Source organism: Pleurocapsa sp. FMAR1 (genome assembly GCF_963665995.1).
Classification (GTDB): Bacteria; Cyanobacteriota; Cyanobacteriia; order Cyanobacteriales; family Xenococcaceae; genus Waterburya.
Genome location: NZ_OY762512.1, coordinates 822,617 through 837,028, shown reverse-complemented (window position 1 = coordinate 837,028; position 14,412 = coordinate 822,617). Strand labels below are relative to the sequence as shown.

Sequence of the window (14,412 nt, the reverse complement as noted above, 5' to 3'; positions counted from 1 at the left end):
GCCCCTCCGCAACGTAACTGTCTTGCAATTATCAATTGAGATAATATTCACCTCGCGGGAATAAATCTGTATTTACCTGCTTGGGTATACCTTTTGATACCTGAGAATACATTTGTACCTTGGCTGTTCGGACATCGTTACGAACTTTTGCCACATCAAGACCTACTTTTTCTGAGAGAAAATTAATGACTGGCGGTAAATCTAGCTTGGCAAGTAGTTTCTGTCGGTCAAATTCAACAGGGCGATCGCTACCAATCAAAATCCAAAGATTTTTGTTTTTGCCAAGACCGACACTGGTAACGTGAGGAAATACACTAAGCATGGTTTTCTGTGTACCCGAACCAACGTTCCACTCCACAAAAAAACCGCTTGGCTTGAGTTTTTGCCGTACTTCTCGAAAAAATTCTTGGGAATAAAGCATTCCCGCACGCGATCGCCAAGGCTGAATAGCATCTGCTTCAATAATGTCAAACTTTTGGTCGGAGAGGGCTAATTCTCTACGTCCATCACCAACAATAATTTGGTAACGAGGATCGGCAAATAAGTTTTTTAATGGTTTGCCTACAGGGGTTTGAGCATATTTTTTGAGTACGCTTAACTCTGCACCCAAAAGTTCAACAACTTTAATTTGTTTAGTCAGAGGATTTGCACCGATGCTATGGGGTGTTCCTCCCGAACCCAGTCCAATAATCATGACGTTGGTGGGATGGGGATGAAGCAAAGCAGGAATGCTCCCTAAAAGCCCATGAATGTGCAGATAGGGAAAATTAGCCTGCACCTGTCCACTGGCTAATAGTCGTCCCTTTTTATTTGCTTGTGTGATGGCAGCGACGCTAGTAGAATCTTCTGCCACAATAAAATAGGCGTTTTTGTTAATTCCTTGCAAGGCTGCCCAAAACTGGCTGTTTTGAGGAAAAGCAATAATTACCACCAGAGCAATAACCGCTAAAATACTGGTAAATTTAGCTTTAATCCAGCGGGGGCGAATTGCCACCAGAAAACCTAATCCTAGACAACAGAGTAGTTTAATCGAGCCTGAAGTTCCTAATAAATTTAATAAAACCAAACCCGTCAATAGACTTCCCATGACGTTACCAAGAATATTGGCAACCAAAATCGAACCAACTCGTTTGCCGATAGACTGTTCTTGGCTTTGAACTGCTTTTTGTACCAAAGGAAAATAAAAGCCCAGCAGCAGATTAGGCACTATCATCATCACCGAAGGTACAATTAAATATTTAAAAACTAAAGGAAAGTCAATGTTATCAAGGTTGATATAGCCACCATCTGAGCGTAAATTAGGATAAGTTTGCCAAACAAGAGCAATAACCCAAATAGCGATCGCTGAGTAAATCGCTACCATACCTTGAATTAATAAAAACGTTTTTTTGGGGCGACGAATATGCTGGATTGTTTTTGACCCCAACATACTGCCCAAACCATTACTAACGAGTACAAAAGCCAACAAATGACCGTAGGTATAGGCATTTGACTGTAAAGCAATATCTAAAATCCGAAACCAAATAATTTCCCAAGAGATCGCCGTAAAACCTGAGAGAAAAACCAGTAAATACCATTCTCGAATAGATTTTTGCTGCTTTGGTACTGAAGTAGCAAAATCCGCCCTATCTTTTTGCCGACTAAGATTTGTATTTTTAAATTGTCGAGCAATAATTAGGGCAGTTAAACAAACTAAACTACTAAATGTCGCTCCCAAATACACCGTTTTTTCATAGCCAAAAGTTCCAATTAGATACCAGCCAGAAACTAAAGTACCTAATCCCGAACCTAAAGTATTTACGCCGTATAGCCAACCAATTCGAGAAGCTGCGTTTTCTACACCACGATTGATTGCTTTGGATAACAAAGGCAGAGATAAACCCATTAGGGTAGTGGGTATCAAAAGGCTCACAAACACGATCGCTAGCATCAATAGACCAGATTGAGCTAAATATTGCAACCTGAGAAATAGTAGATCATAAAATAAGAAACGACTTAAAACAGCAAAAATAGCAATGCCCAAATTACACAAGCCATAAACTTGAACACACTGGCGATTATTTAGGCGATCGCAATTGTAACTACTAATTAGATTTCCCAATCCTAATCCAAGTAAATACGAAGCAATTACCACCGTCACTGAGCGAACATCCGAACCTGAAAATAATCCCAACATCCGCTGCCAAGCTACCTGATAAAGCAGTGCTGTAAAGCCCGAAATAAAAAATAGGCTAAACACGACAGTGATTGCCCAGGGTCGCTCCATCCCTTTGACAGTAGTGGTTTTATTTGTATTATCTATAATCTTTTTTTCTATCAATTTTATTAATTAACTTATAAAGTAGTATTGTTGTTAGCTTAAATAATATTCTAACTAAAGCATCTTTAGCGTTGAAGAATTTACGTAATCAGAGCGCGATCGCGCTGTAGATGAGGTTTAGTTCTCAACGCAGTCAAAGGATTCTCTATAATTGGGAAATAGTAATAACTAATATCGAATAAGCAAATAATTATTTTTATGGAATATATAGCATTAGCTGCCCGTATTTGTCTTTGTTTGATTTTTTTTAAGGCAGGCATCAGCCACATTACGGGTTTTAGCGGGTTGATCAAGACTATAAGTAGTCAAGGATTACCTCTGGCTAGTGTATTGGCAGCAGGAACAGTGTTTTTTCAGCTTTTGGGAGCAGTTTCTTTATTAATCGGTTATAAAATCGAGATTGGTTCAATTTTATTAATTATTTTTCTGATTCCTGCTTCTTTGGTATTTCATAACCCTATTGCCGATCCGAGTCAGATCAATGACTTTCTCAAGAATATTGGTTTAATTGGTGGATTATTGATGCTTATTTATGCTGGTTCTGGTGCATTGAGTATCGATGGAAAAAAAAAGAGATAACCGCTATTCCAAAAGTTGTAGTTGTTGGAGCAGGTTTTGCGGGTTTAAGAGCCGTCAGACATTTAGCAGATGCTAAAGCAGAAATACTATTAATCGATCGCCATAATTATCATACTTTTATTCCTCTTCTCTATCAGGTAGCTACAGGTTTTATTGAACCAGAATTAATCGCTTACCCTCTGCGTAAAGCGTTACGAAATTTTAGTAACGTTGATTTTTTGATGGCAGAGGTTAAACAAATTGACTTAGAAAGCAAGACGTTAATTACAGACGGTTGTTCGATAACCTACGATTATTTGGTTATTGCTACAGGAAGCCAAGCTAACTTTTTGCAAGTGTCTGGCGCACCGCAGCACACTTTTCCTTTGAGAACCTTGGAAAATGCTGTAACTTTACGCAACCATATTATTTACTGTTTTGAGCAGGCTGTAAAACAAAGCGGTGAAGATATGGCTCAAAAGCTGACTTTTATAATCGTTGGCGGCGGCCCGACTGGGGTAGAGATGGCGGGAGCGTTGCAGGAATTAATCCACGATTGTTTAATTAAAGATTATCCTCAATTAGACTTGCGCCAAGCCAAAGTGATTCTATTACAGTCAGGGTCGAGTTTACTTAGTACCTATCCACAAAGTCTATCTAAATATACCTTGCGTCAATTACGCGATCGCGGTGTGAAGGTACATTTTAATAACCGAGTTAAGGCAGTTTCCCCGACAGAGGTAGTTCTAGAAGATAACACCAGGATTGCTACTTCTACTATCATCTGGACAGCAGGAGTAGAAGCCAATTTTCCCGAACCAAAAGAAGCTGTGGCTACAGCTAGTAAAAATAAGATTGAAGTTTTAACTACACTACAGCTACCAAAATATCCTCATGTTTATGTTGCGGGAGATGCAGCTTATGTCGAACAAAACGGTAAACCCTTAATTGGAGTTGCCCCAGAAGCTTTACAGTTAGGAGGAGCGATCGCCAAAAATATCAAGCTACAGCTAAGAGGGAAAGCCCCAACAGCATTTAACTACTTTAATAAGGGCAGAGCAGCTATTATTGCTCGTAATGCAGGAGTAATCTATCTACTGGGCAAGATTCCCTTGAGCGGTTTTTTGGCTTGGCTTTTGTGGTTGGGCATCCATGTTTACTATTTACCAGGATTGTCAAACCGCGTTAAACTTTTGGGTGCTTGGTTAAAAGATTATATCTGGCGCGATCGCTCTGTACAACAAGTTTTTACGGCGACAAATTCTCCAGACAAAATGTGAGTTCGATAAAATTACCTTTGATTTAATTAAATACGGCGATCGCTCTTGCCAAGCCTAATTGCTAATTTCGACCAATGGACGGGATGCAGTAGAGAGAATACTATTTGTATAGATTTCTTGATTGTGAGGAGCGTAAGTATAGAATCCCTGCATTCCTCTAAGTCTTAAAACAGTTTCGGCACGATGCATTTCTGATTCATTCCCTGTAACCATCACGATGTATTGACCGAGAGCGAAACTATCTTGGAAATATAGTTTTCTATCTTCTGGTAATAGAGCAAAGATGCGATCGAGACTATCGCCAACTTTTAAATTAGGAAACCAGTCATGGCGATCGTCATCACTGATAAATAGAGTTACTTGATTTAAAGGATAACCTATATCAATTAGTTCAATCAGAGCAGTTTTGGCTTCACTCAGATGAGGAAAAGTTCCCATGATGTGCAGGTAATGATCTTCATTTGGTTTAATTGCCTCGGTTTCAAAAGCATCATAAACTTCCCACTCATCTATACTGTGCTGGCTTAGGATTTCTTCTGCCAATTGAATTTCATCTAGCGTACCTTCGAGGATAATTAGATAATCGCCCTCGGCTACTTTGGCACGATGGGTTTTGACTTTTGACTGGGGAATACCCAAGCCAACTAATCCACCTACTAAAGTCCCTGTAGCTGCACCAATTGCCCCGCCAGCGATAGTAGTGGCGATCGCGGTAGCAGTTGCTCCTGCTAACATTATTGGTCCAATTCCAGGAATAGCAATAGTACCCAGACCAACAAGTAATCCAGTTAATCCGCCTAAAGTACCGCCAGTTAAACTACCAGTTGTGGCAGCACCTACTGGAGCTTCATTAGCATATTCTGTTCTTTGATAATCCAAATCATTGATATCAGATTGTTCTCGATTTTGGGCGACAACGGATATTTGGTCTGCTGAAAAACTATGTTTTTTGATTAGTTCTCTCAATGCTGTTTCGGTTTCTCTACGATTGGCAAAAACACCTGATGCTTGATATTGCTTAGTCATCAATCTTTCTCCTATTTAGGTAAAAATTGTTTTCTTTGATTTAACGATCACAATATAAGCAGCACTCATGTCGGCTTCGTGTCAAATTAGTGTCAGTATTCTTAAAAATTAAGTTGTTTTTTATAACTAGCTAATTGTGCCAGTCAAAGGAGAACTAGCAGTAGCATATTGCTTGACAGGAATTCTACCTGATAGATAAGCTAGCCTTCCTGCTTCTGCTGCCAAACCCATTGCTCGTCCCATGGCTGCGGGGTTTTGTGCTAGGGCGATCGCACTATTAACTAGCAAAGCATCTGCACCCATTTCCATTGCTAGGGCAGCTTCGCTAGGTGTGCCTATACCCGCATCGACCACCACTGGAACACTGGCTTCTTCGATGATAATAGCGATATTAGCTGCGTTATTAATTCCTTGTCCTGAACCAATTGGTGAACCTAGAGGCATAACTGTGGCACAGCCAACTTCTTCTAAACGTTTGGCTAAAAGCGGATCGGCATTGATATAGGGTAAAACAGCAAAGCCTTCTTTAACTAACTGTTCTGCTGCTTCTAGAGTACCGATAGGATCGGGTAACAGGTATTTAGCATCGGGAATGACCTCTAACTTAATAAAATTATTGTCTTCTTGTCCTAGTAATTTCGCCATCTCTCTACCAAGCCGAGCAACTCGCACGGCTTCTTCCGCAGTTTTACAGCCTGCGGTATTAGGTAGCATCCAGATTTTATCCCAGTCTAAAGCTTCAGCTAAACCTTCATGTCCTGGAGCTTTGGTTTGGACTCTTCTCACCGCTACGGTAACTATTTGACAACCGCTAGCAGCTACGCTTTGCTGCATCGCTTCGATGCTAGAATATTTGCCTGTACCAGTCATTAAACGAGAATTGAAGGTTCGTCCAGCGATAGTTAGCTGGTTTAGATCTTCAACAATTGTTTGATTGGGTAAAGCAGAAGCAGGAGGCAAGGGAGCTTGAGGTGATGCTATCTGAAAAGATTTTTGAGGACTATTGCTTAAGTTGCTAAAAGAAGTCATGCTGGTTGAATTGTAAAAACGTTGATAGCTAAATTCTGCCAAGAGAGGGTCAGATTTTTGTTCGAGAATTAAATCGCTAAGCAGAGAAGCGGTGACGGGAGCAAGCAAAATACCATTGCGATAATGTCCTGTTGCCAAATATAGATTATCACAGGCACTACGACCCAAAATGGGCAATTCATCAGGAGTACCAGGACGAAAACCCCACCAAAATTCTTCAATCTGCCAATCGGCGATCGCAGGATATAGTTCAGTAGCTCGATCTAACAAACTTTGTATACCAGAAGGAGTATTAAAAGGAGTCCATTCTACTTCTTCTACCGTTGCACCGATAACCAGTCTACCGTCTTGTCTCGGTACAAGGTAAATATCCTCCCCGTATAAGACTCGCTGGAGAGGAAAAGGCTGATGTGGCTTTTGAGGCATCCTCAGAGACAACATTTGTCCTTTAACTGGACGCACTGGCAATGGTAATAGTTGACTAGACCATGAACCCGCAGCCAGAACGTATTCCTCTGCTTCTAGCTGTCCTATATCGGTTAAAACCCCGTTTACCCTGCCCTGCTTTTGCTGTATTGCTTTGACTGCAACTCCTTCTTTAATCTCTACTCCTAAAGTTTGAGCAGCCTGCAACAGCGATCGCATTAAACAGCGATTATCTACCTGACCGTCTTCAGGATACCACCAACCGCCCATCACGCGATCGCTCAATCCTGGTTGATAGAGGTGAATTGCCTGTTTATCTAACCAAACTGCGCTGTTGTCTTCGGCGATTGATTCTGGTTGAGCGTAAACAGGGGCAAGAATACCACAGGATAGATAGCCAGTGTCTACTCCTGTTAACTCTTCCAACTTTTGCGTCCACTCAGGATATAGCCAACGGGATCTAGAGCATAAGTCAAACATGGCAGCAGAAGTTAGTTTTTCTGCCATTGGTGCTAACATTCCTGCTGCTGCATGAGAAGCTGCCTGCATAAAATCTTTGCTAACTACAGTAACTTTGGCTCCCTGACGTTTTAACTCAATAGCGATCGATAGACTTATTATGCCGCCGCCAATAATCAGAATATTTTTGGTTGTTTTCATCTCCTTAACCCCCATCCCTATAACTTTACCGCGAAACCCCCTTAACTTTAGTATGGAATATATCCCTAAAAAAAAGTATGCGATCGCCAATCAACCTTAAAACTTGGCAAAAACAAGCAGGTAAAGAAGTACAGGTTTACATTTGTGTTCCTCATCAGTTTATAATCGCTCATCATCAGCAGCTTTTACCTGATTGGGATCTCTCCCCAGCCAACTTAATTCTATTTTTACAGCGATCGTCTATTTCTCTCCAAGAATCTAGCCCAGAAGTTGCTCAGGAAAAAGATATTTTAAGACAGGAGTTTATTCGTTTTGGCTGCAATTTAATTTTTGCTTTACAGGATCGAGGATACAAAAGCGATCTTTTCGATCCTCGTACTGGTTATCCTCTGTTGACTCGTCCAGGGGCATTAAAGCTAGATGACAATGCGGTAGTCAAAGCACTACTAAATTATCCCGTAATTAGCTATAAAAATTGCTCTTTAATCGTTCATCCGCTTTGGGGTAATTGTATTTACCCTTCGACGATAGTTTCTTCTGCCCCTCACAGTTTAATAGAGTCCATAATTAATGCCTAAACCGCGATCGCCATTGTGGTAAGTTTTTGCGATCGCATCTTTTATTTACAGAATATATTTTGACAATATATAAAATCCATAACAGCAACTAGCCAAAGTATAGACTTTTACTTTGATTTTTTATCAGACCAAAGAAAGATTAAATCAACATTGTTGGCTGATAAATTTTATTTATAAGCCTGATAACTATTTAATAATTTGACGCGCTATATAAGTGGCATTTCTTAAATAGTTTATTCGTTTAAGTCTCTCTTAATAAGAGATCCCTAAAATGAATAGTTATGTTTGGAGCAGCCTTTTGAAATACTGTTTTATAAAACTTTAAAGACTAAGAAAGAATGCTTCATAGCATTACAATTCAGCAACGTTCAAAAATCAAACAACAAGAATATTAAACTAATCATGACTTCTAATAACACTCAGCAAGATGACATCAGTTCCAAAGCACAACCAGGTTCTCGCGAATCTAGTAGTGGTGGTGAAACTAGTACTACAGGTGGTAGTTCTCAGGTTGATGTCAAAGATGTATTGAACACCAATGAGACAGGTAAGTCACCAGAAAACGTTAATACTGTACCCGATGATTCTGGCAACTCTAAATCACAATCAAAAGAAGGCGGTACCTCGGATGTTTCTGCCAAAGAACAACTGGACACCCACGGTTCAGGTGAGCCATCAGCCGACAATGTTGATGTCGAAACTGATTCTCAAGCAGCAGCTAGTTAATCATCTGGACATTGCATAGTTAATAGCATTTATGTTAACCGTGCAACGCGCTTTATTAAATAAAATTGTCTGGCTAATCGATCGCCTTAGTAATCATTAGTCAGACAACACTAGAGAATTTATCATGCTCAAAAGCGATCGCTCTATTATTTTCAAAGAAACTTTGCTTCATGCTTCGATTAAAAATGAGTTTGGCTTTCAAGAACAAGATATTTTACCTTTGTTTCTGAAATATCAAAGTAAGCGACAAACTCTAATTAATGTTGTCAGTTTTATGACTTACGTGGTTCAATTACCAACTCAGTTTTATTTACGGCGTTTGCAAAGAAGCAATACTGTTTATCAACCAAAAAATCGATTTAACTGGTTTAAAATAGGCTCAAATAAATCTTAGGCAACATCAAAAGACCTACCGTTAGAAAGCTAAATCTTTAGGTACAGCAATCGAATTTATAGGTCAGGACATTTATATTTATTAATCTCTCTGCCTCTGTCTTTGTGAGCGTACATGCGGGCAAGCCCTTTGTCTTGCGTCTTTCGCCGACGCGGGGTCTCACCGCTTTGCACGAGATAATTATCTAATTTATTTTTTAGATATAGTTATTTCAAATAGACACCAGATGGATAATGAAAGCTGTAGCAGTTAAGCGTAAACCTTCTGCCTTCTGCCCTCTGCCCTCTGCCCTCTGCCTTTCACTACAAATAAACCTGCGGAAATTAATTGGAATTACTATAGCTGTCAGCTTAATGTTGTTATAAATTTCAATCACTTACTATATTAGATGGCTTATTGCGATTCAAAATAAACCAGCCAACTGCTATGGATAGAATACCCGCACCGATAAAGCTTAAATCCCAAGCAAGCTGATGCGCTCCTGGCTTGACATGGTGAATCTGAAAAATATGATGGCTGAGGATACCTTCGACTACATTAAACATACCCGCACCGATACAAAAAGCACCAATTAAAACCGATGTAGATAGTAATACGTCATTGCGCTTAACTGCTAGCCATAGGGTTATTATGCCAGCCAGGGTCATTATCCAGTCAAAAACATGAAATAAACCATCGCCTAAAGTATTTAATTCTAAACCTGCAACAGTATTGCCACTTTCAATATTGGTAAACATATGATGCCACTGTAGCAGTTGGTGAAAAAAGATCCCGTCAAAAAAACCAGCTTGTCCTAAACCGAGTAGGATTCCAGCAATAATTAAAGGGCGATTGTTGTTAATAGTATTAGTTGTTGACATGAGTAAGTGTTTTAAGGTTGCAATGACTATTTTTTGGTAATAAAATTCGAGCTTTTATTTAATACAGAAAAAGCTATTCTACCTTAATTCTAAAGATAGCAAATTGTTTTTATACAAGTCAGGAAAACAATTTTTATAGCCAGCAAGATGAAGCATTTTATAATAAAAAATTAAGATTTTAATAGCTGTTTAATGCTATAAGTTTGGCTAAAGATAAATAGCGATCGCGTGAGTTAAAATTTTATAATCCGCTTTTAAGATGCGAAAAAAACAATTGACTAGATGTAAACACATACTACATTTACATACTTATTAACTATAATTACTGTGTGGTAGTTAATACCAATAAAACTATCTACATCCTAGCTAAAAAGTATTCAGCCATTAGAGAGATATTAATACTTGTTTGCTATCAACATTAAAAATTAAAAAGATCGCCAAAAACATCTACTTTTTTAGAGATAAATTAAAGTTCTGATTAATGATATAAGTCTATCTTTGTGAAGAAGCAAAGCAAGATATAAGTAAGCAAAAATGTAACTACCTCACTACATAATAAAAAAAATTAATGCTACAAATTGCTGCTGTAAATCTGCTTCAGCCTATAGCAGGACAAACAGACTATGATGCCGATTTACAACCATTAATCAGTCGATCGCCTTTAATTAGCTGTGAAGTTTGCGTAATCGTTCCCGTGCGGGATGAAGCGGACAATATTGAAGCTACGCTTTTGGCTTTGACAAATCAAGTAGATTTAACAGGTAAGCCTTTAGACAAAAACCGCTACGAAATTATCGTTTTGGCTAATAACTGCACTGATAATTCCGCAGAAGTAGCTAGGCGTTTTGCGCGAACTTACCCAAGTTTGATACTTCATATTGTAGAAATGACTATAGAAAGCGATCGCGCTCACATTGGCTGGGTGCGAAAGCTCTTGATGGATGAGGCATACAGACGATTAAAATCGATTGAGCGCGACTTTGGCGTAATTGCCTCTACCGATGGAGATACGCGAGTTTCTTCTACATGGATTGCTGCAACTTTAGCGGAAATTAAGGCTGGGGCTGATGCTGTTGGCGGTCGCATTATTACCAACAGTAGAGAAAGAAGTAAACTAGACAAGACTACCAGACTATATTTTTTACGCTACCTGCGTTATGGCTATTTAACCTCACAGCTAGAAGCTTTTCTCGATCCCTATTTCGATCCGCTTCCCCGACATCATCATCATTACGGCGCAAGTTTTGCCATAACTGCGCGAATGTACGCTAAAGTTGGCGGTTTACCCCCCTTACCTTCCTCTGAAGATTTGGCTCTTTACAATGCTTTGATGCGTGTAGATGCTTGTTTTCGCCACAGTCCAACAGTGCGGGTAGTTACTAGTGCTAGAGATTTAGGAAGAGCAAAAGCTGGGCTAGCAGATCGATTGTCTCAGTTAAAGACTATAGGTCAACAGCAACAGTGTTTGTGGGTCGAGTCGGCTTTGACCACCGAAGCCCGTTTTCGTCTACGTCGTCAGCTACGTTATTTGTGGCACACAACTTTAACGGGTAAAACTTCGGCAGTTAAAATGGCAATTGTGGCTCAAAAGCTGGGCATAAATAAAGACTTACTAACAGAAATTATCTGGCGTAGCCAAGCCATGTCGATAGGCTTATCGCCTAGTTTTGGATTGGTTGTCGAGCAGATTGGACAATATCAAGAACAAAATGCCGATTTATACAGTAAATACGCACAAAAAGTCACGATTCAACAGGCAATTGTGGATTTACAGGCTTTAATTAACCAAACTTACATTGATCGCCATCATTTAAGAAAACAAACTAATTATTATTCAAGTCTAAACTCGCTCGAACAAATCGAGCCGATATCGCTCCTCCCGCAGTCTGTTTAAATGTTTTAAACCAGTAAGTTGTAGAAAAGAATCGTGAACTTCATCGCCTGTAAGGGGATAATCTTTGGCAAATAGCGTCCAGTGAACCAGCAGAAGATGTCCTCCTATCTGGAGATGCTTGAGAATCAATTGCTGAGTTTTTTTGAGATCGTCCCAACTCAGGTAATAGCCAACTTCTGATACCAACGTTAGATCGAACATTTCATCAGGATAGTCTTGTGGCACTTGAGCAATTTTAAAGCGTACCTGGGGTAAATCTTGACAACGAGCGATCGCCTTTTTTTGAGCTATTTCCGAAACATCAATCGAAAGCAAAGAGTCGCAGCGTTGAGCCAACAAAGCCGTTAGCACTCCAATCGAACCACCTATTTCTAAAGCGTTAGCGTAACGAGACTGGGGTAAGGTTGCTATAGTCGTCTGATATTTTTGAGCTTCATAATCACTAGTTTCAAAATCCCAAGGATCGGGATTTTCTCGATACATATCTTCAAAATAACTCGGCGGTAAAGAATTTTTAGGCTTATTCATAATTTAACTTCTAAATATATTTCCCAAGGCTGAGTAAAATTTAATAGCATTTCGGGTGTTAAACGGAAACCTTCGGGGTCATCGTCGATTAAATCGCTAATTTGGGAACGATATTGAGCGATCGCCTGTCGTTTTAATTCTAAGACACTACTAATATCTAATCGCCAAGCATCTACAGACTCAGAAAAATCTTGCCTTTGTTTAGTGTCCCAATCCCAAATAGGATACTCGATCAGACGCGGAAGGTTAATTAAATTCTTAATAGCTGCTGTAAACAATTGCCAACTAGCGCGGTGATCTGGGTGAGGATCTCTACGCCAAGGAAGCAAGACAATTGAAGGTGTCGTGTTTTTTAAATACTGATGACAAAGTGAAATTGCATCTTGATATTCCTGTCCTCTTTCTTTTGTCTCCTTGTCCCCCTGTCTCCCTATCCCCTTGTCTATCTCTACTATTTCATTGCTATTCAAATTTACAGACGGAACTGCACCATCAGGCATACCTAAAAAAGTAACTGCTTCGGGTGCAACTCCTAAAACAGCCAAAGCAGCCAAACTTTCTTGTTCTCGTAATTTCTTCAGTGTTGGAGGTGGATAGGTTTTAGAATTAGGATGAGATTTTGTTCCGTCACTAACAACTAATACTTTTACCACTATATTTAATTGGCGTAATAAAGCGATCGCGCCCCCGCAACCCAAGGTTTCATCATCGGGATGAGGTGCGACTATTAATATAGAAGAATTCTTATTTACCAGATCCTCTATTAGCAATAGAGGTATAGACTCTGGAGTATTAAAAAAAGAGCGATCTCTTGTAGCAGTCATATACAGCAAGCAATAATTTTTGTTTGAATAGAGTCAGGCAATACGCAGGGACGAATAGCTATTCGCCCTTACATAAACTGTTGTCTATTGCTACTAAAATGACCAAAGTTGACTGGCAGATGCTGTTTCGGTAAGAACATATTTTCCGACATCAGTAAGGGCTGCATCAAAAGCAGGTTGACGCAGATACAAACTTAGATCCCTAATTAGACGTTCCATTGGTTCGGGTGGTAGCAATCCTAAAGTACCGATAGAGCGTTGACTTAGTTGAATCGTATCTACGCAAATTTGTTCAATCGCCGTTCGCACCATGTTGGCATAAGCTACTAGTTTTAGGGCTTGTTCTTGGTTATCTTGAGGATAACCGCCAAAAACGGGGGCATAGTTGTCTACTAGCTGCGCTGCACCTTGAAGCCAAAGCTTACCGCTTTCAATGGCGATCGCCATTTTACCAAAACGTTCTTGCTGTTGAGGATGTCCACAGCGATCGAGTTTCTGTAAATATCGACGACTAGCGTTGAATAGAGCTTCTGCACCACCTAGCTGTACCGCAGCAAAGCGAATTACACCACCACTCAACCAAGGCTGACGAAAATAGTCTCCAGGTTTACCAATCAAAGATTTTGCTTCTACTTCTACGCCCGTAAAGTCTACTTTATAACTTACCGTAGCCCGCATTCCTGCGGGTTGCCACCAGTCAGGATCTACTACCGTTTCGACTTCATCCATTGGCACGATGCACATTTGCCAACTACCGTCAGGTAATTTACCATTTACAAAGGGACGCTTTACATAACCGCAGCCCGTACAAAAAGTTTTACTACCTTCTAATCGATACCTGCCATTATTTAAAGGGATAATCTTTACTCCATCTTCCGCTTCGGCATTCCATACCCCAAATATCTTATTTTCTTTGGCATCGGTAGCATAAGCCTCGATTTGTTCAGAAGTGCCAAAGGTTTGTATCAGTTGCAGAGCATTAACATGACCTTCATAAATACGCCCAATAACTAAATTTCCACGTCCAATTTCTTGAAGAAGCATCAATAACTCCTCCGTATAACCCGTTTCAAAACCCAACCCCAGCCCATCCAAGGGACGACTTAAAGGGGCAGTCAATAAACCTGCTGCTGCAATCTGCTGAAACTCTTCGACGGGAAAAACCCCTTGCTTATCTAGCAGATCTGCATTAATTGCTGCAAAATCTGCTATTTTTTTAGCTTCAAGCGCGATGTCTTCGACTAGCTTCGCAATCGCTTCTAAGGATAAATTCTGATTCGGTGCTGCTTTAGAGAATAGTTGGGTAGTA

General features: G+C 39.9%; 13 protein-coding genes. 6 read left to right on the top strand and 7 right to left on the bottom strand.

Going from position 1 to position 14,412, the window contains the following annotated elements; translation table 11 throughout:
• Positions 1-31: 31 nt before the first annotated feature.
• Complete coding sequence (locus tag SLP02_RS04145; RefSeq protein ID WP_319419386.1) at positions 32-2,320, bottom strand: fused MFS/spermidine synthase; 2,289 nt, start codon at positions 2,318-2,320, stop codon at positions 32-34.
• 198 nt (positions 2,321-2,518) lie between these two features.
• Between SLP02_RS04145 and SLP02_RS04140 the strand changes: the two genes are divergently transcribed.
• Both SLP02_RS04140 and SLP02_RS04135 read left to right on the top strand, forming a co-directional pair.
• Positions 2,519-2,899: a DoxX family protein gene (locus SLP02_RS04140; RefSeq protein WP_319419385.1), complete on the top strand. Its 381-nt coding sequence runs from the start codon at positions 2,519-2,521 to the stop codon at positions 2,897-2,899.
• Positions 2,836-4,158 carry an NAD(P)/FAD-dependent oxidoreductase gene (locus SLP02_RS04135; RefSeq protein ID WP_319423651.1) on the top strand — a complete coding sequence of 441 codons (1,323 nt, stop codon included), beginning with the start codon at positions 2,836-2,838 and terminating at the stop codon, positions 4,156-4,158. Before SLP02_RS04140 ends, SLP02_RS04135 begins: the two co-directional genes overlap by 64 nt.
• A 54-nt stretch (positions 4,159-4,212) precedes the next feature.
• On the opposite strand, the gene SLP02_RS04130 is transcribed toward SLP02_RS04135, so the two are convergent.
• The gene (locus tag SLP02_RS04130; RefSeq protein ID WP_319419384.1) at positions 4,213-5,184 is read right to left on the bottom strand and encodes a hypothetical protein; all 972 of its coding nucleotides are present in this window, start codon (positions 5,182-5,184) and stop codon (positions 4,213-4,215) included.
• 126 nt (positions 5,185-5,310) lie between these two features.
• Positions 5,311-7,299 carry a glycine oxidase ThiO gene (gene thiO, locus SLP02_RS04125; RefSeq protein WP_319419383.1) on the bottom strand — a complete coding sequence of 663 codons (1,989 nt, stop codon included), beginning with the start codon at positions 7,297-7,299 and terminating at the stop codon, positions 5,311-5,313.
• 77 nt (positions 7,300-7,376) lie between these two features.
• On the opposite strand from thiO, the gene SLP02_RS04120 reads away from it, so the two are divergent.
• The 3 genes from SLP02_RS04120 to SLP02_RS04110 all read left to right on the top strand — a co-directional run bounded on the left by SLP02_RS04120 (position 7,377) and on the right by SLP02_RS04110 (position 8,997).
• Complete coding sequence (locus SLP02_RS04120) at positions 7,377-7,877, top strand: methylmalonic aciduria and homocystinuria type D protein (RefSeq protein ID WP_319419382.1); 501 nt, start codon at positions 7,377-7,379, stop codon at positions 7,875-7,877.
• Between the two features lie 402 nt (positions 7,878-8,279).
• Positions 8,280-8,603: a hypothetical protein gene (locus SLP02_RS04115; RefSeq protein ID WP_319419381.1), complete on the top strand. Its 324-nt coding sequence runs from the start codon at positions 8,280-8,282 to the stop codon at positions 8,601-8,603.
• A 124-nt stretch (positions 8,604-8,727) separates the two neighbouring features.
• A complete protein-coding gene (locus SLP02_RS04110; RefSeq protein WP_319419380.1) occupies positions 8,728-8,997 on the top strand; it encodes a hypothetical protein in 270 nt (89 codons plus the stop codon).
• 368 nt (positions 8,998-9,365) lie between these two features.
• Here the strand turns inward: SLP02_RS04110 and SLP02_RS04105 are convergent, their stop codons facing one another.
• A complete protein-coding gene (locus SLP02_RS04105) occupies positions 9,366-9,857 on the bottom strand; it encodes a DUF2243 domain-containing protein (protein WP_319419379.1) in 492 nt (163 codons plus the stop codon).
• A 568-nt stretch (positions 9,858-10,425) separates the two neighbouring features.
• Between SLP02_RS04105 and SLP02_RS04100 the strand changes: the two genes are divergently transcribed.
• Positions 10,426-11,751, top strand: a complete 1,326-nt coding sequence (locus SLP02_RS04100) for a glycosyltransferase (RefSeq protein WP_319419378.1) — start codon at positions 10,426-10,428, stop codon at positions 11,749-11,751.
• Here SLP02_RS04100 and SLP02_RS04095 read toward each other — a convergent pair.
• The 3 genes from SLP02_RS04095 to SLP02_RS04085 form a co-directional block, all read right to left on the bottom strand.
• Positions 11,698-12,279: a class I SAM-dependent DNA methyltransferase gene (locus SLP02_RS04095; protein WP_319419377.1), complete on the bottom strand. Its 582-nt coding sequence runs from the start codon at positions 12,277-12,279 to the stop codon at positions 11,698-11,700. The two genes, SLP02_RS04100 and SLP02_RS04095, sit on opposite strands and share 54 nt — an antisense overlap.
• A complete protein-coding gene (locus SLP02_RS04090) occupies positions 12,276-13,103 on the bottom strand; it encodes a PIG-L deacetylase family protein (protein ID WP_319419376.1) in 828 nt (275 codons plus the stop codon). Before SLP02_RS04090 ends, SLP02_RS04095 begins: the two co-directional genes overlap by 4 nt.
• Positions 13,104-13,196: 93 nt before the next feature.
• Positions 13,197-14,315, bottom strand: coding sequence for an acyl-CoA dehydrogenase family protein (locus SLP02_RS04085; protein WP_413467327.1), 1,119 nt, complete (start codon positions 14,313-14,315; stop codon positions 13,197-13,199).
• Positions 14,316-14,412 lie beyond the last annotated feature (97 nt).